Genomic DNA, 19,328 nt, shown 5'->3' with positions numbered 1-19,328 from the left:
TAGGAGGAATTGACATGAAAGAAAAATTAAACGACCTTAGCTTGCAGATGGTGTCTTCAGTACAAACGAAAGTAGCGAATGAAAGAGGATCACAAACATTGGAATGGATCGGCATTGCAGCGGTCATCGTTATTGTCGTGGGGGTTGTTTCCCAAGCGTTCGCAGGGGGCGGGTTTGGCGATACACTGGTTTCAAAATTTGAAGGATTCATCAGCAAAATCGGAGGAGGGGCTTAATCCCTCCTGTTTTATTATTGCCAGCTTAGAAAGGAGCATCCGATGAAGCAAACAAGATACTTGCTGGTGGCCTTGCTTGCCGCTCTTCTGGCAGGCTGCCAGGAACAAGCGCAGCCAGAAAAGCCACAAGCGGAAGCCAGTGGACAACAAGAGCCAAAAGCACAAGAGGATTCTCAAGAAGCACCAAAAGAAAATGGAGAAGACGTATCAGCGGTTCTTGAAGAAAAAGAAATGCTGACTCTCCCGGCAGACGAAAAAGATTTGATCGCTCAGCCTTCAGGCAAAATCAATGATATCTATGTCGTAAACGCAGAAGAGCGTCAGCAAGTCGAAGAAGCGTTCTTGAAAGAATTCGGAGAAGTTCCAACATTGCCGGAAGATGCCTCTGAAGAAGAACTGGATTTGTATTTCAATTATATTTATTCGCTCGTTGCCTATGACTTCCAGGATCCTCAGGACGTCCTGGATCAAATGGAATTTGCATTGTCCGGAACACCGGAAGCAGATCCGCGCTTTGCTTTTAAAGAAAATTACAATGTTGAAATTATCCTTGATTCAAGCGGTTCGATGGCCAATCTTATCGAAGGGGAGACCCGGATGGATTTGGCGAAAGGAGCCATCCGTGAGTTCATGACCCAAGTTCCGGAAGAAGCGAATGTTTCGCTGCGGGTTTATGGGCATGAAGGCGACGGTACGGAAGCTCAAAAAGCCGCTTCGTGCGAAAAAATCGATGAAGTATACAAACGCGGAGCATTTGATGAGGCGAAATTCAATCAGGCATTGGATGCTTTTGAACCGGCAGGATGGACGCCGGTAGCCGGAGCATTGGAATCGGCAAAAGAAAGTTTTGCCGGGCTTGATGCAAAAACCAATACAAACCTGGTATACCTGGTCAGCGACGGCATCGAAACGTGCGGCGGAGACCCGGTAGCTGTAGCAAAAACATTTTCCGAAAGCGATGTATCGCCGATCATCAATGTCATCGGCTTTAATGCAGACAGTGAAACACAGCAACAGCTAAAAAAAGTAGCGGCTGCTGCAAACGGCATTTTCTCGAATGTCACTAGCGGCACGGAATTGACAGAGGAATTCGAAGGGTCCAAGGAAGTGCTGGCGCGATGGGAGGCCTGGAAAGTGGATTCGGAAGTGGATGTGCTTGCAGCCAGTAATGCCAGTTGGCTGGCCATCTCAAAATTTGAAAATCGCTGGCATGCAAGTACGGACCAGCAGCATTTAGGACTGATCCGCGTTTTCGGATTGTTACAGGAGAAAGGATACCTGACTTTCAACCAAGTCGACGCTTTGACTGCAAGAGCAGCAGAAATTGAGCAGCTGGCAAAAGAGTCAAGGGAAACACTGGTTACTGAACTGAACCGGGTAAAAGAGCAAGGGCTTGAAAAGATGCGCGCCGAAATCGATAAAAAGTATCCGGATGACGCAGACCAACAGTAAAAAGGGGACTCCCCTTTTTCCGGCTTATTTATGCATCCCCCTGCAAAATAAGCCGGAAAAGCGGGAGTCTGTCAGCAAAGGTGGAGGCCATGAAAAAATTAATGAACGAACGAGGCTCAGCGACAATTGAATTTTTAGGGGTTGTGCCATTGATTTTCACGGTCATGATGATTGCCTGGCAGTTCATCGCCGGCTTCCATGGCTTGATGATTGCAGAATCTGCCGCAAGCGAGGCAGCCAAAGTCTATTCGGTGACGGCGGACGCGGGAGAAGCGACTGCTGCAGCGCAGAAAATTGTGGACGCCGGAGGCACTTACATCAGCTTTGCCGGCGCCCCGATATCGGGCACCAACGAATTTACAGCAGCCGTCAACGTCAACATCGACTTCGTCTTTCTGCCGGCCAGCATGTTCGGCGGGGGCAAACCGTCATTTTCCTATAGCGCTGATACATCGGGCAAGGTGATCAAATGAGCAGGATCCGTAACCGCCTTGAAAATGAACAAGGGAACGTGGCGCTGTTCGTGTTGGGGTTGATCAGCATTATGATCATCCTGTTTTTGCTCATTCTGAACCTGGCAGGTGCACTGGTTGTGAAGGAGCAGGCCATGTCCACGTCGCAGCAAGCCGCGCTCGCGGCTACGGCGACGCTTTATGAAGAGCTTCCCGGTTTCATCCTTTCCTATGAAAAAGACTTGAAAGAGTTCCTGGAAGAAGAGGAAGCGGCAAAAGATGCGGAAGAGCCGGCTGAACCCGAAGTGCCGGAGGATGGGGAAGCGCCGGAAAAGGAAAAAGAGGAAAAAACGCTGGATGAATTGATCCAGGAAGAAACCGAAAAACTTTCCGGGGAGATGGCGGATTACACCCTCAACGAAATCCGTAACGAAGCCATTGACCGCATCTTGGCCAAAGAATTGGACAAAGGCCTCGGCAACGGTCTCCTGAAAAAGAAAATGAGTGAAGAACTGGAGTTTGCATGGATCAAATCGATGAAAGAAAGTGCACGGAATACCATTTTGGCCAACGGCGGGGAGCTTGAAGGAGCGGTCATGACCGTGTTCGACGATGGGCAGATCGTGGTGGAGTCCTCGCATGAAGCAGGGGCAATCGCCTATAACGGCTTTTTCGCCGGCATTCAGAAAAACCTTTACAAGTCTTCCAAAGGACCCGAAGTGAAATTTGTGCAGAAAATCCCCGGATGGGAAGGGAGAACGTATTCCCTGGAATAGAGGACTCTAATGAACAAGCAGAAAAAATGGCAACGAATTTATTTGGTTTTGATGATTTTCTTTTATGGCATCTTTGTGCCCGTCACAGTATTCGAATGGCTCTTCAGCAATGGTGCTTTTCCATTCACCGCCATTGCAGTGGGGCTGGCATTGCCCTTTATGAGGAAGAATCATTTAGCCCAGCTTCAAAAACAATAAAAGGATGGAGGTTTTAAGATGGAACGGCCAATCCGGTCAGCGTTAACTTTTTTCGGCCATAAATACGAGCGCATCCTGCTGCTTGTGCTTTTCATTCAGCTGCCTGTCATCTTGATCCAATTTTTTGCAGCCAATTATATTCTGGCGGTTACCCCGACATTCGGCACCCTTTTCAGCATTGCCGATATTTACAACGCGTTTATCGTCTTTTCATTCTTTCTCTTTGCGCTCGTGCCGTTCGTCCATTTTTGGCACAGCGAAGAAATGGGCGTAGAGAATCCGCTGCGCCAGACATTTTTGCATTTTTCTTTAAAAGCTTTTCATTTCTTTTTGTTTTCGGTTGCCGCAGCGGCAGCGGTCACAATCGGGTTGATGCTTTTTATCCTCCCGGGAGTGATTCTGCTAGGAATTTTCTCGCTAGCCCCTATTTTAGCAATTATGGACAAAGAGTCTGTCTGGACATCAGTCCGGGAAAGCATTCGGATTTTTAAAGTCCATCACTGGAAAATCGTGTTGCTGATAGCTGCCTTCGGATTCGCAGAAATCATCGGCTCCTATATTTTACAGACCATTGTGATGGACATCACGACTTCCTTCCTGGCAATCGCTATTTGCCATATTTTCTTGAATACAATCTTCCTTCCATTGTTTTACTTGATTCTTGCGGCGTACACAGCGAAATGGAGAGAAGACATGAGCTTGTTTGCAATCGGGAACAAAGAAACCGGATTTTCAGAGTGAAACATAAAGAGGGAGGTGCATCATGGAGAAATTAATGAAACGAAGTGTAGTGATTGCGGTTATTTTATTGACTGTCGCTCAATCTTTCTTCTATTCAGTTGCAGCAGCTTCTGTTCAACCGTGGAGCGGCAATTCGTGGACGGGTGATACGTGGAGCGGCGACACTTGGGAAGGCACGCCATGGCAAGGCAATACGTGGACGGGCGATACATGGCAAGGCGACTCGTGGCAAGGTGACAGAACGTCGGGCGACGGCACAAGCGGCGACGGAACGTCAGGCGACGGCACAAGCGGCGATGGAACTTCGGGCGACGGCACGAACGGAGATGGAACGTCGGGCGACGGCACGAACGGAGACGGAACGTCAGGCGATGGCACGAGCGGAGACAGAACTTCGGGCGACGGCACGAACGGAGACGGAACTTCGGGCGACGGCACGAGCGGAGACGGAACGTCAGGCGACGGCACGAGCGGAGACGGAACTTCGGGCGACGGCACGAGTGGCGTCGGAACTTCGGGTGACGGCACAGGTGGAGACGGAACGTCAGGAGACGGAACCTCAGGCGACGGCACGAGCAGCGATGCGACCTCGGGGGACGGCACAAATTCTGACGGGCCCGATGGCTATGAAGTGTTCAATTATATCGCCAAAGATGTCATTCTTGGACAAGTGGATCTAGCAGGGAATTCATTGACGGCAACGAGCGGAGAGATGGGCAGAGGGTCTGCATTTTTCTTGTCCGGCTTGTTATTGAACGGTTTGAAACTGGGGATCGACAGCCCTATTTTAGATGGAATATCTGATGCAAATGATGCACTAGGCAATGGCTTCACTGCTGCACAGTCGATCAGCACCATTCAGAATGCGCGGAATGCCTCGAACGCTTCAGCTGTCGGTGGTGCGATGAGCGGAGCAACAGCTGCTGGACCGGCGGCCATGGGAGCTTTAGGGAAATTGAATGTAGTCGCTGCAGTCGGCGGAACAGTGCTCGGCGGAATTGACACGTATATGAAAACATTTGGCGATGGCGGCGTCACGGATACATTCAATGATGCGAATGCCAGCGGCGCAGACAAAACAGTCGCAGTTGCGGATGCGACGGCCAGCCTTGGAGCTACAATGATGAGCGCTGGCGTCGTAACAGCGGCCTTTCCTGGTGCCCAAGCCATCGGGGCCGGAATCGTTGTAGCGGGGGCCGCTTTATGGGGTGCTTCGAAGCTTACCGGATACGTGGCGAAAAACTGGGAAGGCATCAAGAGCACTGCTTCAAAAGCGAGTGACGCGATTGCCAAAGGATGGAATTCGTTTACCGGTTTGTTTGGCTAATGTTATGATGAGAAAAGACGGTTAAAAGGAGAGATTCATCGATGAATGACCAGACTACGCAACTGCTCCTGAAAAAAGTGAAAAAACATAAAAAATGGACCGAAGGCGTTTTTGTAAATCCGGTCTATTGGACGGTGAATGAGAAGCCTTACTACATGGCGGGATTCACAAAAAACAATGCATCTGTAGCCACCGCTTATTTGACGCCGGGTGAAGAGAACCGGGAAGAAGCGCTTGAAGCCCAGCGCCATCTGGCTCTTTTCGGTGATCTGAGCAGCAACATCTTCAACATCGGCATGGATTACCTGAAAATCAGCGCGGCTTATTTTACAGAGCCCCTGAGCATCCCGGCTTCTGGGGCCGATGCTTCTGCGCTGAAAGGAAGGGATGCATTTGCCGAACTCTGGCAAATACAGCAAAAGCTTTCTTCGATGGTCAAAGACTACAAGAACTATTACGACAATGACGTATTGGTCCGCAAGGAAATCACCCAGGCAGATGTGGAAAGAACGTTGGAAACTGCAAATCTGCTGACATTGTATCAATTCCTCAACCTGCAGACCCTGCTGGAAAAGAATTCAGAGATCCAGGCGTTTGCTTCATTTTTGACAACTACTGAAGGCTGGGAGCGGATGGGGAAAGAATCGCAGAAATTTGTCCAGGGAATCACCGGCAATGTCGAGAAAATGCGCAAGAGCCTGAAAGGGCTGAACGTAATCCCAGGCAATGATTTTGAAGAAATGAAAAAGCTTAACTACGATAAGATGGTCGAAGATAATAAGAAAATTATTGAAGGCCAGCGGCAGTATATCCGCTATCCGAAATAATCCGTTCAAAAAAGCATCCCGGCAATCAATGCCGGGATGCTTTGCTGCATATTGTCAATCTTCGTCTTTGATATCCACATCATCTGGAATCGGAGTCATCTGCCATTCTTCCAAGGCTTGTTTTGCAAGTTCCAATTGCTGGAAGTGCGTTTCGAATTGAGAGGTGTTGACCAAGTACTGGTCACCGTCATGGACTGCGCGGATGCGGCCTTCTAAAACATACCGGGTGACCTGTTCTTCAGGCATCGACAGAAAAGCGGCAGTTTCCGGGACTGTCATATACATGGGATCATCTCCTCTTTTTTCTTTTATTATAATGGAAGAGAGAAGGTATCTCAAACCATTCAATTGATGGTAAGCTAATGGCTGGAATATTGGAATAGAGGTGTTTTTTGTGAAGTTTTGGCCCTATATCTGGGTGTTGGCAGCAGCGGTTCTTTGGGGGACTACAGGGACTGCGCAAAGTTTTATAGACGGCGAAGCGCATCCGCTGACAATCGGGGCGCTACGGTTGAGCGTCGGCGGATTTGCGCTTCTTGCATTTGTTTTATTGACCAAGGGATTGCGGTGGCGTGAAATCCCTTGGCAGGCCGCGCTCGCTTCTGCCGTTTTGATGGCGCTGTTTCAGCCGCTGTTCTTTTCTGCTGTCCAATTGACAGGAGTCGCGATTGGCACCGTCGCTACGATCGGAAGCGCGCCGGTATTTTCGGGGATTCTGGAATGGACGCTGTTAAAGCGCCGGCCGGATAGAATCTGGGTGTCCGCAACGGTTTCAGCGATTGCCGGATGCTTCTTGCTGTTTTTGGGCAATGGATCCGCATCGGCCGATCCCGCCGGCATCCTGCTGGCGCTTGGGGCAGGTGTCTCTTTTGCAGGCTATGCAATCACCAGCAAAAAGGTGCTTGAAAAGATGGACGCCATTCCGGCGGTCGCAGTCATCTTTTCGCTGAGCGCGTTGTGCCTCCTGCCGTTCTTGCTGTTTTATGACATCTCCTACATAACGGATTTCGGCAATTTAGGCGTTATCGTCTATTTGGGGCTTGGCGCAACCAGCCTGTCTTATATTTTGTTTTCAGCCGGTTTGAAAAAAATTCCGTCGTCGTCAGCAGTTACCTTGTCGCTCGGGGAGCCGATGACGGCCGCGCTGCTTGGTGTCTTCATCGTCGGAGAAAGCCTAAGCGGATCCGCCTGGTTTGGCGTCCTGCTGCTCCTCGGAGGCATCGTCATATTGACAATGGGCAAGAGAAAAGCAGCCGTATAAGGAAGTGCCCGTAGAATCTACCAGGCCGCCTGCGCTTTTCTTATTGCCCAGACTCCGGCGGCCAGATTCTCGGGGTCATAAGCCGTTCCGGCTGTGCGGCAAAAAGCGCCGCTTCGCCGGTCCGTCTTATGCCCGTCGAATCTATCAGGGCCGCCTGCTCTTTTCTTAAGAATTTCTTCATATTTTTCCTAAGGTCTGCTTAAGAAGTTTCGTTTACAATAAATTACAGAGATGAAAGAGGTGTTGACGATGGGGAAATTTACGGTGCTGGTGACTGATGATGATCAGGATATCCGAGATGGCATAGAAATCTATTTGAAGAATGAAGGCTACAATGTGTTGAAAGCCGCTAACGGAGTTGAAGCGATCGAGTTGTTGGAAACGAGCGACGTCCACGTCATCATCCTCGACATCATGATGCCGAAGATGGACGGGATTGCAGCCACGTTCAAGATCCGCGAACAGCGCAATATCCCGATCATCATGTTGAGCGCCAAGGCGGAAGATTCTGACAAGATCCATGGACTGTCCGTAGGGGCAGACGATTATGTGACGAAACCGTTCCACCCGATGGAATTGGTCGCCCGGGTGAAGTCCCAACTGAGACGATACGTCAGTCTTGGGACATATGAAGACAAAACCCAGCGCATTGAGATCGATGGGCTGGTGCTCGATACAGAAGCGAAAGATGTCTCGCTTCACGGGGAACCGATCAAGCTGACTCCGATTGAATTCAAAGTGACGGAATTGCTGATGGCGAATGCCGGGCGGGTGTTCTCCATCCAGGACATTTATGAGCGGGTCTGGAACGAACCGGCGTACAATGCCGAAAACATTGTCGCTGTCCATATCCGGAAGATACGGGAAAAAATCGAAGCGGATCCGAAAAATCCGCGGTACTTAAAGGTGGTGTGGGGCGTTGGCTACAAAATGGAAAAATGATTTGTGGTCAATTGCCGCAGTCATCTTAGCACTGTTTTCGCTATTATATTGTTTTGCTTTTGTTGTGGAGATATTGAAAGATGCCTCCGCAGCTGATCTGCTGGCTTCGCTCCGGCTCATTCCGAAAGGGGGCGCATGATGATGAAAAAATGGCTATGGCTTTTGGTCAGTTCGCTAGTTCTGCTCGCCACCTTTATCATTATGGAGCTTGGGCCGACGCATTTCGGGAAGTCCTATACGGAATCTGAGGAATTCAAAATCTCTTATCTATACTATACAGATCGGCTACTTGCCCTTGGTTTGGCGCCGCCGGAAGAAGAGGCCGAAATTCTTATAACTGCAGAAGAAATCGAGGAATACCGGAACCGCTATGGTTCGTTGGCGGATCAAGTCGACAATATCCAAATGCAATACGCGGACCAAATTGAACAAGCCAAGGCTTCTGGAAACAGCAGCGTCGAGGAGATTTTGGTAAAAGAGCGGGACCGCAAAATCGAAGCGATCCAAAGCAACTTCGCCGATGATGACGTGGTGCGCGAAAAAATCACAGAAGAACGTCTCCAGGAACTGGCGGAGTTGAAGCGCAGCAAGGAAGGCGAAAGGCCTTATTTCCAAGCCGACAACAGCTATTACGTCTATCGGCTGAAAAATCTCAAGACAGGTGAAACTTTTACACAAGGGGAACTTTCTGAAAACCCGTTTTTTGAAATGAACTACACTTCCCGGCAGCCGCTGGCCGATACCGAGATGGACTACGGCAGAGGGGACGCAGAAGGCTTTTTGACCTCAGGAGAGTATGAAGGCACGATCCAGATCGACCACGGACTCTTGGCCGCATCGAACGCCGGGATGGAACTGAATAAATTCACGTTGTCAAAATCGGTATTGTACCTTTCCTTTGCCGTAGTTGCTGCAGGGCTGGTGATTTTGTTTACGGTTCTAAAATTCCGCTTGGAATGGTTCACATTCAGCAGCCTCTATGAAAAATGGAAGCGTTGGTCTATCGAGGTTCGCCTAATTGCCTTCCTCCTATCCATTTTCTATGCACTGTATGCACCTTATTCGGCGATTTATGCTTTGCATTCTTCCTGGAACGACAGTTATGCCATCAATATCGTAAATTCCATATTGGAATTCGGACTCGCATTGATGGCGATTGCACTGGCGCTCCTGCAGGGAATCTATTTGTTTGCCTATTACAAAAAACCGGGCCTTCTCCGGAATGAATTCCAGAACAGCCTCATCCATCGGAATTTGCTGGTGATGAGGCAGGCATTTCTCAATAAAACGATCGGCGTCCAGATGCTGATCCTGCTGATCGTCATCTTTTTCTGGGGATTCGGCACACTGCTGACAGTCGTCGTTCCGGGAATGGTGCTTCTCTGGATCCCGGCGACGTTGCTGATCGGCATCCCGGTCCTGGTCATGATGATGAAACGCTTCGGCTATTTGAATGTATTGATGCAGGAAACGGAAGCGATGGCGATGGGGCAACTGAACCAGCCAGTGCCCGTGTCCGGGAATTCGCCGCTTGCGAATCATGCCCGCCAGCTGAACCGGCTGAAAGAAGGCGTTCGGGTGTCGATGACGGAACAGGCGAAAAGCGAACGCTTGAAAACAGAACTTATCACGAATGTCAGCCACGATCTGCGGACGCCGTTGACTTCGATCATTACGTATACCGACCTGCTGAAAGCACCGGACTTGTCGGATGAGGACCGTTTGTCGTATGCAGCAATCCTTGACCGGAAATCCCAGCGCCTGAAAACGCTGATCGAGGATTTGTTCGAAGTGTCGAAAATGGCCAGCGGCAACATGGAGCTTCAGCGGTCGAAACTGGATGTAGCCCAGCTGCTCCAGCAAGCGCTGGCGGAACATGCAGAAGACATCTGCCAATCGGGCCTCGATTTCCGGGTATCGCTGCCGGAACGGCCGATCCAAGTTTATGCCGACGGCCAGAAATGGTGGCGCGTGCTTGATAACCTCATTTTGAATGCCATCAAATATGCACTGCCGGGCACGCGGGTATATGTTACGCTCGAGGAAATGGAAGGGCAGGCACAATTCATTATCAAAAATATCACTCGCTACGAACTCGGAGAAAATCCGGATGAATTGTTTGAGCGCTTCAAACGGGGAGATGCTTCCCGCCAGACGGAAGGCTCGGGCTTAGGTCTGGCGATTGCCCAATCGATTGTCGAGCTCCATGGCGGCACGATGAAAATCGAAGTAGACGGGGATTTGTTCAAAGTGACGGTCACCATCAACAGCCTGTGAGAATCAGGACGAACAAATGAATCGGAAATTTTCATACCGCTTCGGGCATGGCTTTCGCGATGAGCCGAGAAGGACACTCGTCTCATCGCTTCGTCCAGCCCGTGGCCACGCCGGCGCTGGATAAGCTCTCTATAAGAAAACTGTTTATGATTGAAACCTGGCTAAGCGAAGCTGTTTTGCAAAATATCGGTTTTTCAATTATAAAGAAAGAGAATTTATATCTTTCTCAACAAAAAAGGGCTCCCGCGGGCCCTTTTTTTGTTGGCTTTATTTCTCCATGACGGCAAAGTAATTGTCTTCATTGTCCGCGAAGTTGAATACTTTGTTCGAAGCCATTTCGACAATTTCTCCGACTGTGACGTTTTTGGAAGCAAACTCCTTGTGCAGCTTTTCGGCATCTTCAGTGAAGAACATCAAGGAAGGCGTATCCAAATTCACTCCGGGCGACATGTTGGCGACGGTTTCCCTGTCGTGCAGAATGATGCTTGTTTCAGCGTTTTCCGATGGCTCAATTTCAATCCATCTCATACCTTCAGTTTTTTCATCCGCTACTACAGTGAATCCCAGCTTCTTTGTCCAGAATTCCACTGCCTCGTCTTGGTTGTTGACGTATAGCATCACTTGTCCGATCTTACTGATCATGTCTCCAGCTCCCTTGCTTTGTTATGGGCTTGCGCTTATTCCATTTTAATTCACATTTCAGAAAACTGGAACAACCCACTCATTTATTCTATTAAAAAAGCCGTCCAGCGAATGCAGACGGCTTTTTTTGCAGATTAAATCATTGCGGCGGTGAGATGAGGCGGTGTTGAAACGCATAGATGGCTGCTTGGGTGCGGTCATGGACGTCCAACTTGGAAAGCAGGTTGCTGACGTGAGTCTTCACGGTCTTCAGGGCGATGAACAGTTCGTCTGCAATTTCCTGGTTGGTTTTTCCCGACGCAATCAACAGCAGGATCTCCATTTCCCGTTCCGTCAATTCTTCGTGCGGGACGCGGTCGTGGCGCATCTGCTTCATCATTTTTGTCATCACTTCCGGCTCGAGGACCGGTGTGCCGTTCATCGTTTCCCGGATGGAGTCGGCAATACGCGAAGCTTTGGACGTTTTCAGAATATAGCTGACGGCTCCGGCTTTCAAAGCCGGATACACTTTATCGTCATCGAGGAAGCTGGTGACGATCATGATTTTTGCTTCCGGCCATTTATGGATGATCGCTTCGGTCGCTTCAGCGCCGTTCATTACCGGCATGACCATGTCCATCAGGACGACATCCGGACGGAGGTCAAGGGCCATCCGGACAGCTTCAGCGCCGTTCACGGCCTCACCGGCCACTTCCATGTCCGGCTGTGATTGGAGATAGGCAGATACGCCGATGCGGACCATTTCATGGTCATCGGCCAATAAGATTCGGATCATCAGAAACCTTCCTTTCGATCGGTACTTTCACTTCAACGATAGTGCCTTCCGACGGCACCGACACGATCTTGCTGACGGCCCCGATTTCAATTGCACGTTCTTCAATATGTTTCAAGCCGTAGGAAGTGGATTTCGATTGTTCGCTTTCAAATCCGATTCCGTTGTCCTGCACCCGTAAAATGGCGAACCCGTCGCGTTCCACAAACAGAATATGGACTTCGGTCGCCTTGGAATGCCGCAGTGTATTCGACAGCGTTTCCTGGGCGATGCGGAACAGGTGGTCTTCCGCCCCTTTAGGAAGCGGCACTTCTTCAAGTTTGCTGTCGATGGCAAAATAGACTTTCTCCTTCAGTTCGGAAATCAGTTCCGCCAGGCCTTGGCATAGGCTTTTGTTGTGGAGGGCGGCAGGGCGCAGATGCAAAAGCAATGCCCGCATTTCCAGCTGTGCCTGCTGAACCATTTTCTCGGTCTGCAAAAGCGCCGGTGAAGCGGCTTCGCGTTCGGTCATCGACGACAGCAGCATAGAGGCGGCAAACAATTGCTGGGACACAGAGTCGTGCAGTTCCCGGGCGAGGCGCTGGCGCTCCATGACCAGTCGTTCCTGGATGATTTTGTCCTGGTTTTCGGCACGTTCGTTCGAAATGCGCGCGAGGCTTTTGCGCTGGGATTCCATCAATTTCTGCAGCTTCAGGATCGATGAAGATAAATTGCGCGGCAGCGCCTTCATCTTGGCAGCTTCGATGGCCGCCTGGTCTTCGTTGCGAAGGAGCGCTTGGAAAATTTCATCGATGTCCTGGACCTTTGAACGGGACAGCGATTCCGACCACCAGGCGATGCCTGCTGACAAAGCGAGCATAAGAACCAGCAGCCAGATCCCAAAGGGGAGGCCGGCGACAAAATCTTCCCATAACACATCCCAGGTTGCGAGAGTTGGAAGCCCTAGCAGCACAATCAGAATGCTGAAGACGATCAACGCGAACAGCCCCATGAAGAAAAGGCCGCGCGGGAGAATCTGCCTCATCGGCGGATCACCTCGACATCGCCCATCCACGTGGTGATTGTGATGATCATTTCGGTCCGGCCGTCTGAAGGATAGCCATTGTCGGTATGCACAGCTCCGTTCCAAACACGCTGTTTGGTGCTGGTGAAAAACCGGGCATCCCCTAAGAGGGTATTGTAATAAATGCGGACCGGAACTTCGTAAGGCAGTATGATCTTCACTTTGCCGAAGCCCTGGCGTATGGATACGAATGACGTTTTTTTGGGAAGGACGGTCTGGGTCGCATCAATCAACAAATCGCCTGCAAATCCCTGGACATGGATATCCTTCCATTCGTATGCTTCAATCGGCGTACTTTGCGCCGCGAAAAAGCGGTTCTGAATGAGCCCTTTGTCGACTGTTCCGCCGAGGGGCAAATCCTGCTGCCAGTCTTCGCCTTTCCAGAGGCGAACCAGCAGGTACATGGCGATGGAAAAGATGATCAAGCGCAGGCTCCACATCGACAGCACCGAAATGCCGATCAGGATCACGCTGGTCCAGACATATATTTTCCGGGTTTGAGGAGCTTTGTTCATTGCGTAATACAAAATTCCAATGCCAAGAAGAACCAAAAATACACTGCCGTTCCGGAAAAAGGCAACTTCTACAAAGACGAGCAATAAAGCGCTCCAGAAAATCAGCGCCTGCCGGTTGGTTGTCAGTTCTTTCATCGTGTTTTTGCCTCCTTCTTTGCAGCGGAAAAGCGAGAAGAAGGGATTCTTCTTCTCACTCTATTTTAACCAATTTCGATTTGCTTTGCGCTGTTTTTTTCCAGCGCTTCCAAGCGGCGTTCCATTGTTGTCCGTTCGTGCTCTTCTTCGACTTTCGCTCCCAGGTTCTTGATGTAGGAAGCCATGTCATCAAAAGAGCCGAGGCGTTCTGCTGCGAGTTGAGGGCTCAGGACCTTATCCATCTGATGATGGGCGCGCGTGGCATTTTCTTTCCCCATCAATTGCAGCTGGCGCACTTTCATGTCTTTCACTTTGTGTTTCATTTCCTCGAAGCGCTGTTCCAGGCTGTTGATCTCATGGAGATTTTCAGCAATCGCCGCTTTCAGTTCATCGGCGCGGCGGGAGTAGGAAGCTACTTCCATTTCAGCAAAGGACGTTAATTCGCTTTCTCCTGCAGATTGCGCAAGTTCGTATTGGGCCCGGCGTTTTTCCAGCATGTTGCTTGTTTCTGAAAGTTCCTTTTGGAGCTTTGTGTTGAGCTGGGTCTGGCGTTCCACCCATTTGCCGGTTGCCTCCGTTTGGCGTTCAGCTTCTGTGATGTAGCGGTTCAGTGCGGCAATCGGATTTTTCTCCTCTTTTTTTGAAACCACAGCGTCCAAATCAGTTGCGACAGCGAATTTAAAGCGTTCCCATAGTGTTGTCATTTTGTTTCCTCCTCCTTATTTGTTGAGCTTGTTCCACTGGTTCTCGAAATTTACGAAAGGATCTTTTGTTTCGGTAAAAGCAGCCGGGCGGTCATTCCATTTCTGGTAAATCATCCATAGCCCTGCAGCTGCCGCAACGCCGATCAAAGCGGGTACATTCGAAATGGCCGAGATGGCGCCGATGGCAGCAACGATTCCCCACCAGATCTTTCCTGCGGTTGCGGTGCTGCGCAAATAATAATGCACCCCGGCGTACAGGATCAGCGCCGAAATTGCCAATGCAGCAATCGCGCCCAGGTTCGACAAGACGATGATGCCCGCGATGGCGCCGAGTGTGATCATCCAAAACTTATTCATATTTGTTCCTCCTCTCAATTTGTACCTTCATCTTATCAAGCGCCGCGTTTTTCCAACACGGACCCTGACTGCATCTTTCTCTAAGCCTTGAGGCGTAGTTGGAATCGGGAGAGGTGGTTTGCCGGTGAAAATGATATAATACCTGTTATATGGAATTGAGAAAGGGACAACTCTATGAAAAAAATTGCTGCCATTGCCGGCGGGATCAGCATCTACCTGGCGCTGGCCATTTATTTGGGCTGGAATGTCCGCATTTGGCTCGTTTCGTGGCTGCCGGATATGAATGCCTGGCTTTTTTGGGGAGCATGGATGGTTATTGCCTTCAGTTTCTTTATCGGCCGCTTCGGACATCGATGGCTGGCATTCAGCATCATCGGCTCTTATTGGTTCGCGTTCTTCCAATACGGGCTCCTTCTCTTCCCGCTGGCGAATGTACTGAGCCTGCTGGTCGACTGGCCGCAGGAGGCCTTGCTCATCGGCAATGGCACAGCTGCCCTGATGGCCGCAATCTTCTTGGCCGGCTCTTACCTGGCGTATAGCCCGGTCGTCAGGGAAGTGGAGATCATGGTGGGGCATGGGCCGGCGGAACCTCTGCATATCGTCGTAGGCTCCGATTTCCATCTCGGCGTCTTGTCGGGTAAGCGCCACTTGAAGCGTTTTGTCGACAAGGCCAATGGTTTGAATCCGGATGTGGCGCTTTTGGCAGGCGATCTGGTTGATGATGATCCGATCTGGTATGCGCGGTACGGCATGCAGGAGGAAATGGAGCGGCTGAACGCGCCGCTCGGCGTCTACGGAGTCCTGGGGAACCACGAATATTACGGTAGGAAAATCCCGCTGCTCGTCCGTTTGATGGAAAGTTCGGGAGTCCGGATTCTTAGGGATGAAACTATTTTGGTTGCCAATCGTTTCTATATTACAGGACGCGAAGACCGCACGAATGGAAAGCGGCATGGCCTCGACCTTTTGGCTCCTGAAAAGACGCTGCCATGGATCGTCATGGACCATACGCCGTCGGATCTGAAAAAGCCGGTCCAGCTCGGAGCGGATTTCCATGTTTCCGGACATACCCATAGAGGGCAGATGTGGCCGAACAGCCTCATCACCCGAAAGGTGTTCGAGCTGGATTATGGCTACAGGAAAATCGGCAAAACCCATTTCCTTGTAAGTTCCGGTTTCGGGTTCTGGGGACCGCCGATCCGGATCGGCAGCCGGTCTGAATTATGGTCGATTAAAATGAAATTCGAAAAAGTAATGTAAAGGGAGATTATGCATGGAACAATGGATTACAGACATCATGTCTGACTACGGATATTTTGGAATATTTTTACTGATTATGTTAGAGAACGTCTTCCCGCCAATTCCGTCAGAAGTTATTTTGACGGTCGGGGGTTTTATGACAACCACTACGACCATGACCATACCGGGCGTCATATTAGCATCGACAGCCGGATCGCTTTCTGGTGCTGTCGTCTTGTACGGCATCGGATTGCTGCTGGATGTTGAACGGCTGGAGAAAATCGTCGACAAATACGGACGCCTGCTGCGCGTGAAAAAAGCGGATATCCACCGGGCTGACGCCTGGTTCGACCGGTTCGGCATCTGGACCGTCTTTTTCGGCCGGCTCATTCCGCTGGTCCGGAGCCTGATTTCAATTCCTGCCGGAATGTCGAACATGAAATTTTGGCTGTTCCTGACGTTCACCACTCTCGGGACGCTGCTTTGGAACACGGTCCTTGTCTACGTCGGTGAAGCGGTGGGGGACAACCGTGAAGCGATTCTGGAACAATTGGATGTTTATTCGAACATTGTCTACGCCTTGATCGTCCTAGTCGGGCTCCTGGCAGTTTGGTATTATATGAAGAAAATCAGGACCCGCCCGATGGATTGAACAGAACTGGAAACTGCTGGCATTTGCCGGCAGTTTTTTTAGTTGTTATAATTGTTTGATAATAAAATCTGAGGGAGGTTATTATGAAACCAATTATTTTTATTACCCAAAAATTACCAGAAAAAGCGGTCAGCGGACTGCAGGAATCATTCGAAGTCCGGATGTGGGAAGATGAAGAGATGCCGGCCCCGCGCGAGGAGCTCCTCCGCCAGGCCAAAGAGGTGCATGCTTTATGGACAATGCTTTCCGATAAGATTGACAAGGAAGTGTTCGAAAATGCACCGAACCTGAAAATCGTCTCCAATCTTGCAGTAGGCTTCAATAATATCGATCTGCATACGGCGCATGAACATCATGTTATGGTGACCAATACACCGGAAGTGCTGACAGAAAGCACGGCTGATTTGACGTTCGCGCTTCTTCTCGCAACGGCAAGGCGCATCGTGGAAGCCGAGAAATCGGTCCGCTCGGGCGATTGGAAGTCATGGACGCCGATGGGCATGGCCGGCCGCAATGTCGGCGGGGCTACACTGGGCATCATCGGCATGGGCCGCATCGGTGAAGCGGTCGCGCGGCGTGCACAGGGCTTCGGAATGGAAGTGCTGTACCATAACCGGACGCGGCGCAGTTTTGAAGATGTTAAATATGCAGCGTTGGACGAGCTTTTGGGCAAGTCCGATTTCGTGGTCCTCCTGACGCCGCTCACAGAAGAGACTAGAGGCATGATCGGTGCCAGGGAGCTTTCCTTGATGAAAGAGACGGCATGCTTGATCAATGTGGCACGGGGAGGCATTGTGGATGAAACGGCGCTTTACGAAGCTTTGAAATCAGGCGGAATCTGGGGAGCCGGCCTCGACGTGTTCGAGCAGGAACCGGTGCCGCTTGACCATCCACTTCTGACTTTGCCGAACGTTACCGTGCTGCCGCATATCGGCAGTGCCACTGTCCAGACGCGCATGGCGATGATGGAAATGAACGCCAAAGCCATCAAGGCGTGCCTTGAAGGTGGAAAAGTCGAAAACCGGCTCTGCTGAAAAAAGGAGAAGAAGCCCATGAAAGGTGCGATCACGCCTTATTTGACGTTTTACGGACAAGCGAAAGAAGCGTCCGCGTTCTACCAAGAAATTTTCGGCTTGGAACTGAAAGGAAGCCAGACATATGGGAATGCCGATTTTCCTGCACCGGAGCACGCAAAAGAGTATTTGCTGCATTGCTTGCTGCAAAGGGGCGATTTCCGCCTGATGATGGCGGATTCTGTCGAGGAAACGCCGGCACAGCCCCGCTCAGGGCTTGCCTTGGTCGTCGAATGCGAAAACGAAGAGGAAGCAACAGTAATATTCGGAAAGCTGGCACAAGGCGGCCAGGTGCTCATGGAATTGCAGGATACGTTCTGGGGCGCGAAGTACGGGAAAGTGAAAGACAAGTTCGGTTTTGTCTGGGACTTGAACGCTGAAAAAGAATAATGAAAGAACTTGGAGAAAAGGGCGGCTGCTTTGTGCAGCGGCCCTTTCCTTTGAAGAGAAGTTGAAGTTTGCCGGTTTTTATTGTAAAATGATTTAGGTTTTTAATGCATTTTTGGCAACGAGAACAAATCGAAGAATAGGGGGTATGATTCATGCAAAATCATACACACAACGTTTTACTTTATTATTTATATACAACGATCGAGGATCCGGAAACTTTTGCGACTGAACATTTGGCAGCCTGCAAGGAAATCGGCTTGAAAGGGCGTATCCTGGTTTCCCATGAAGGGATCAACGGGACTTGCTCCGGTACGATCGAACAGACGGAAGCATACATGGAAATGGTGAAAAGCGATCCGCGTTTTGCTGATATCGTCTTTAAGATTGATGCAGCGGAAGGCCATGCATTCAAGAAAATGCATGTGCGCGCGAAAAAAGAAATCGTTCACTTGGGATTGGAAGAAGATATCAATCCGCATGAATTGACTGGAACTTACCTGGAGCCTGCAGAATTCTACAAACGCATGCAGGATCAGGATACAATCGTGCTTGATGCACGCAATGATTATGAATATGACCTAGGCCATTTCCGCGGCGCTGTACGTCCGGATGTTGAAAATTTCCGTGATCTACCGGAATGGGTCCGTGAAAATAAAGAAATGTTTGAAGGCAAGAAAATCCTGACTTACTGCACAGGCGGAATCCGCTGTGAAAAATTCTCCGGCTGGCTGAAAAGAGAAGGATTTGAAGATGTGGCGCAATTGCACGGCGGCATCGCAACTTACGGAAAAGACCCGGAAGTCAAAGGACAGCTTTGGGACGGGCAAATGTATGTGTTCGATGAGCGCATTGCCGTTCCGGTCAACCAAGTGGAACATGTCGTTGTCGGGAAAGACCACTTTACAGGCGAACCATGTGAGCGCTACGTGAACTGCGCGAATCCCGAATGCAACAAGAAAATCCTTGCTTCTGAAGAAAACGAACACAAATACATGCGTTCATGTTCAGACGAATGCCGCGAACACCCGCGCAACCGCTATGCTTTCGAGCACGGATTGACTGGTGCAGACGTACAGGCACGTTTGGATGCCCTAAAAGAAACAACTGAAGTCTAAGAACATAGAAAAAGCCGTCCTTTTGGGGACGGCTTTCAGTTTGTAGACAAAAGAATAATTTTTCAATTAGCTAAATAAAACTAATGGAAGCTGTGTAGGATCCTTCACTTCAGGCGGACGCTTTCCGCGGGCTCGCGCCGAACTAACTCGGACTGGCGTCCGAGTGGATTTCGGCACTTCGC

Annotated in this window: 23 protein-coding genes; 16 read left to right on the top strand and 7 right to left on the bottom strand. The window is 50.2% G+C overall.

The window, feature by feature from the left end:
- Window positions 1-14: 14 nt before the first annotated feature.
- The 8 genes from ACTL32_RS16275 (at window position 15) to ACTL32_RS16240 (ending at window position 6,009) form a co-directional block, all read left to right on the top strand.
- A complete protein-coding gene (locus ACTL32_RS16275; RefSeq protein ID WP_377340169.1) occupies window positions 15-236 on the top strand; it encodes a hypothetical protein in 222 nt (73 codons plus the stop codon).
- 42 nt (window positions 237-278) lie between these two features.
- Window positions 279-1,688, top strand: coding sequence for a VWA domain-containing protein (locus tag ACTL32_RS16270; protein WP_441342452.1), 1,410 nt, complete (start codon window positions 279-281; stop codon window positions 1,686-1,688).
- Window positions 1,689-1,777: 89 nt separating this feature from the next.
- Window positions 1,778-2,161, top strand: a complete 384-nt coding sequence (locus ACTL32_RS16265; protein ID WP_204893530.1) for a TadE/TadG family type IV pilus assembly protein — start codon at window positions 1,778-1,780, stop codon at window positions 2,159-2,161.
- Window positions 2,158-2,916, top strand: coding sequence for a pilus assembly protein TadG-related protein (locus ACTL32_RS16260; RefSeq protein ID WP_441342451.1), 759 nt, complete (start codon window positions 2,158-2,160; stop codon window positions 2,914-2,916). The genes ACTL32_RS16265 and ACTL32_RS16260 overlap by 4 nt, the downstream gene beginning before the upstream one ends.
- Before the next feature lie 9 nt (window positions 2,917-2,925).
- Window positions 2,926-3,114: a hypothetical protein gene (locus ACTL32_RS16255; RefSeq protein ID WP_441342450.1), complete on the top strand. Its 189-nt coding sequence runs from the start codon at window positions 2,926-2,928 to the stop codon at window positions 3,112-3,114.
- 18 nt (window positions 3,115-3,132) lie between these two features.
- A complete protein-coding gene (locus tag ACTL32_RS16250; RefSeq protein ID WP_441342449.1) occupies window positions 3,133-3,855 on the top strand; it encodes a hypothetical protein in 723 nt (240 codons plus the stop codon).
- Window positions 3,856-3,877: 22 nt separating this feature from the next.
- The gene (locus ACTL32_RS16245) at window positions 3,878-5,182 is read left to right on the top strand and encodes a hypothetical protein (protein WP_441342448.1); all 1,305 of its coding nucleotides are present in this window, start codon (window positions 3,878-3,880) and stop codon (window positions 5,180-5,182) included.
- Between the two features lie 41 nt (window positions 5,183-5,223).
- Window positions 5,224-6,009 carry a hypothetical protein gene (locus ACTL32_RS16240; RefSeq protein WP_441342446.1) on the top strand — a complete coding sequence of 262 codons (786 nt, stop codon included), beginning with the start codon at window positions 5,224-5,226 and terminating at the stop codon, window positions 6,007-6,009.
- A gap of 54 nt (window positions 6,010-6,063) precedes the next feature.
- Here ACTL32_RS16240 and ACTL32_RS16235 read toward each other — a convergent pair whose 3' ends face one another.
- Entirely contained in the window at window positions 6,064-6,294 is a 231-nt protein-coding gene (locus tag ACTL32_RS16235; RefSeq protein ID WP_441342445.1) for a helix-turn-helix domain-containing protein, read from the bottom strand.
- A 109-nt stretch (window positions 6,295-6,403) separates the two neighbouring features.
- Here ACTL32_RS16235 and ACTL32_RS16230 point away from each other — a divergent pair, with 109 nt between their 5' ends.
- The 3 genes from ACTL32_RS16230 to ACTL32_RS16220 all read left to right on the top strand — a co-directional run bounded on the left by ACTL32_RS16230 (window position 6,404) and on the right by ACTL32_RS16220 (window position 10,489).
- The gene (locus ACTL32_RS16230) at window positions 6,404-7,270 is read left to right on the top strand and encodes an EamA family transporter (protein WP_441342444.1); all 867 of its coding nucleotides are present in this window, start codon (window positions 6,404-6,406) and stop codon (window positions 7,268-7,270) included.
- 249 nt (window positions 7,271-7,519) lie between these two features.
- A complete protein-coding gene (locus tag ACTL32_RS16225) occupies window positions 7,520-8,212 on the top strand; it encodes a response regulator transcription factor (protein WP_204893522.1) in 693 nt (230 codons plus the stop codon).
- A gap of 138 nt (window positions 8,213-8,350) precedes the next feature.
- Window positions 8,351-10,489, top strand: coding sequence for a sensor histidine kinase (locus ACTL32_RS16220; protein ID WP_441342443.1), 2,139 nt, complete (start codon window positions 8,351-8,353; stop codon window positions 10,487-10,489).
- 267 nt (window positions 10,490-10,756) lie between these two features.
- On the opposite strand, the gene ACTL32_RS16215 is transcribed toward ACTL32_RS16220, so the two are convergent.
- The 6 genes from ACTL32_RS16215 to ACTL32_RS16190 form a co-directional block, all read right to left on the bottom strand.
- A complete protein-coding gene (locus ACTL32_RS16215) occupies window positions 10,757-11,131 on the bottom strand; it encodes a VOC family protein (protein WP_441342442.1) in 375 nt (124 codons plus the stop codon).
- 139 nt (window positions 11,132-11,270) lie between these two features.
- The gene (locus tag ACTL32_RS16210) at window positions 11,271-11,906 is read right to left on the bottom strand and encodes a response regulator (RefSeq protein ID WP_441342441.1); all 636 of its coding nucleotides are present in this window, start codon (window positions 11,904-11,906) and stop codon (window positions 11,271-11,273) included.
- Window positions 11,881-12,927, bottom strand: coding sequence for a sensor histidine kinase (locus ACTL32_RS16205; protein ID WP_441342440.1), 1,047 nt, complete (start codon window positions 12,925-12,927; stop codon window positions 11,881-11,883). Before ACTL32_RS16205 ends, ACTL32_RS16210 begins: the two co-directional genes overlap by 26 nt.
- A complete protein-coding gene (gene liaF, locus ACTL32_RS16200; protein WP_204893517.1) occupies window positions 12,924-13,616 on the bottom strand; it encodes a cell wall-active antibiotics response protein LiaF in 693 nt (230 codons plus the stop codon). The genes ACTL32_RS16205 and liaF overlap by 4 nt, the downstream gene beginning before the upstream one ends.
- 65 nt (window positions 13,617-13,681) lie before the next feature.
- A complete protein-coding gene (locus ACTL32_RS16195; RefSeq protein WP_441342439.1) occupies window positions 13,682-14,320 on the bottom strand; it encodes a PspA/IM30 family protein in 639 nt (212 codons plus the stop codon).
- A 15-nt stretch (window positions 14,321-14,335) separates the two neighbouring features.
- Window positions 14,336-14,677, bottom strand: coding sequence for a lmo0954 family membrane protein (locus ACTL32_RS16190; protein WP_441342438.1), 342 nt, complete (start codon window positions 14,675-14,677; stop codon window positions 14,336-14,338).
- A gap of 174 nt (window positions 14,678-14,851) precedes the next feature.
- On the opposite strand from ACTL32_RS16190, the gene ACTL32_RS16185 reads away from it, so the two are divergent.
- The 5 genes from ACTL32_RS16185 to trhO all read left to right on the top strand — a co-directional run bounded on the left by ACTL32_RS16185 (window position 14,852) and on the right by trhO (window position 19,146).
- The gene (locus ACTL32_RS16185; protein ID WP_441342437.1) at window positions 14,852-15,937 is read left to right on the top strand and encodes a metallophosphoesterase; all 1,086 of its coding nucleotides are present in this window, start codon (window positions 14,852-14,854) and stop codon (window positions 15,935-15,937) included.
- Window positions 15,938-15,950: 13 nt separating this feature from the next.
- Window positions 15,951-16,568 carry a DedA family protein gene (locus tag ACTL32_RS16180; RefSeq protein ID WP_441342436.1) on the top strand — a complete coding sequence of 206 codons (618 nt, stop codon included), beginning with the start codon at window positions 15,951-15,953 and terminating at the stop codon, window positions 16,566-16,568.
- Window positions 16,569-16,651: 83 nt separating this feature from the next.
- Window positions 16,652-17,602, top strand: a complete 951-nt coding sequence (locus tag ACTL32_RS16175) for a 2-hydroxyacid dehydrogenase (protein ID WP_441342435.1) — start codon at window positions 16,652-16,654, stop codon at window positions 17,600-17,602.
- An 18-nt stretch (window positions 17,603-17,620) separates the two neighbouring features.
- Complete coding sequence (locus ACTL32_RS16170; protein WP_441342434.1) at window positions 17,621-18,031, top strand: VOC family protein; 411 nt, start codon at window positions 17,621-17,623, stop codon at window positions 18,029-18,031.
- Window positions 18,032-18,183: 152 nt separating this feature from the next.
- Window positions 18,184-19,146, top strand: a complete 963-nt coding sequence (gene trhO, locus ACTL32_RS16165) for an oxygen-dependent tRNA uridine(34) hydroxylase TrhO (RefSeq protein ID WP_441342433.1) — start codon at window positions 18,184-18,186, stop codon at window positions 19,144-19,146.
- Window positions 19,147-19,328 lie beyond the last annotated feature (182 nt).

It is taken from the genome of Planococcus sp. FY231025 (genome assembly GCF_052078085.1).
Classification (GTDB): Bacteria; Bacillota; Bacilli; order Bacillales_A; family Planococcaceae; genus Planococcus.
The sequence above is the reverse complement of the archived record's forward strand: the minus strand, read 5'-3'. Positions and strand labels throughout refer to the sequence as shown.

What these genes read in the sequence shown, in the direction of transcription:
- ACTL32_RS16190 (WP_441342438.1), bottom strand. Translation starts at nt 14,677, where the DNA reads ATGAATAAGTTTTGGATGATCACACTCGGCGCCATCGCGGGCATCATC.
- ACTL32_RS16210 (WP_441342441.1), bottom strand. Translation starts at nt 11,906, where the DNA reads ATGATCCGAATCTTATTGGCCGATGACCATGAAATGGTCCGCATCGGC.
- ACTL32_RS16220 (WP_441342443.1), top strand. Translation starts at nt 8,351, where the DNA reads ATGATGAAAAAATGGCTATGGCTTTTGGTCAGTTCGCTAGTTCTGCTC.
- ACTL32_RS16175 (WP_441342435.1), top strand. Translation starts at nt 16,652, where the DNA reads ATGAAACCAATTATTTTTATTACCCAAAAATTACCAGAAAAAGCGGTC.
- ACTL32_RS16275 (WP_377340169.1), top strand. Translation starts at nt 15, where the DNA reads ATGAAAGAAAAATTAAACGACCTTAGCTTGCAGATGGTGTCTTCAGTA.
- ACTL32_RS16195 (WP_441342439.1), bottom strand. Translation starts at nt 14,320, where the DNA reads ATGACAACACTATGGGAACGCTTTAAATTCGCTGTCGCAACTGATTTG.
- ACTL32_RS16240 (WP_441342446.1), top strand. Translation starts at nt 5,224, where the DNA reads ATGAATGACCAGACTACGCAACTGCTCCTGAAAAAAGTGAAAAAACAT.
- ACTL32_RS16245 (WP_441342448.1), top strand. Translation starts at nt 3,878, where the DNA reads ATGGAGAAATTAATGAAACGAAGTGTAGTGATTGCGGTTATTTTATTG.
- ACTL32_RS16260 (WP_441342451.1), top strand. Translation starts at nt 2,158, where the DNA reads ATGAGCAGGATCCGTAACCGCCTTGAAAATGAACAAGGGAACGTGGCG.
- trhO (WP_441342433.1), top strand. Translation starts at nt 18,184, where the DNA reads ATGCAAAATCATACACACAACGTTTTACTTTATTATTTATATACAACG.
- ACTL32_RS16250 (WP_441342449.1), top strand. Translation starts at nt 3,133, where the DNA reads ATGGAACGGCCAATCCGGTCAGCGTTAACTTTTTTCGGCCATAAATAC.
- ACTL32_RS16255 (WP_441342450.1), top strand. Translation starts at nt 2,926, where the DNA reads ATGAACAAGCAGAAAAAATGGCAACGAATTTATTTGGTTTTGATGATT.
- liaF (WP_204893517.1), bottom strand. Translation starts at nt 13,616, where the DNA reads ATGAAAGAACTGACAACCAACCGGCAGGCGCTGATTTTCTGGAGCGCT.
- ACTL32_RS16265 (WP_204893530.1), top strand. Translation starts at nt 1,778, where the DNA reads ATGAAAAAATTAATGAACGAACGAGGCTCAGCGACAATTGAATTTTTA.
- ACTL32_RS16180 (WP_441342436.1), top strand. Translation starts at nt 15,951, where the DNA reads ATGGAACAATGGATTACAGACATCATGTCTGACTACGGATATTTTGGA.
- ACTL32_RS16270 (WP_441342452.1), top strand. Translation starts at nt 279, where the DNA reads ATGAAGCAAACAAGATACTTGCTGGTGGCCTTGCTTGCCGCTCTTCTG.
- ACTL32_RS16185 (WP_441342437.1), top strand. Translation starts at nt 14,852, where the DNA reads ATGAAAAAAATTGCTGCCATTGCCGGCGGGATCAGCATCTACCTGGCG.
- ACTL32_RS16215 (WP_441342442.1), bottom strand. Translation starts at nt 11,131, where the DNA reads ATGATCAGTAAGATCGGACAAGTGATGCTATACGTCAACAACCAAGAC.
- ACTL32_RS16205 (WP_441342440.1), bottom strand. Translation starts at nt 12,927, where the DNA reads ATGAGGCAGATTCTCCCGCGCGGCCTTTTCTTCATGGGGCTGTTCGCG.
- ACTL32_RS16235 (WP_441342445.1), bottom strand. Translation starts at nt 6,294, where the DNA reads ATGTATATGACAGTCCCGGAAACTGCCGCTTTTCTGTCGATGCCTGAA.
- ACTL32_RS16170 (WP_441342434.1), top strand. Translation starts at nt 17,621, where the DNA reads ATGAAAGGTGCGATCACGCCTTATTTGACGTTTTACGGACAAGCGAAA.
- ACTL32_RS16225 (WP_204893522.1), top strand. Translation starts at nt 7,520, where the DNA reads ATGGGGAAATTTACGGTGCTGGTGACTGATGATGATCAGGATATCCGA.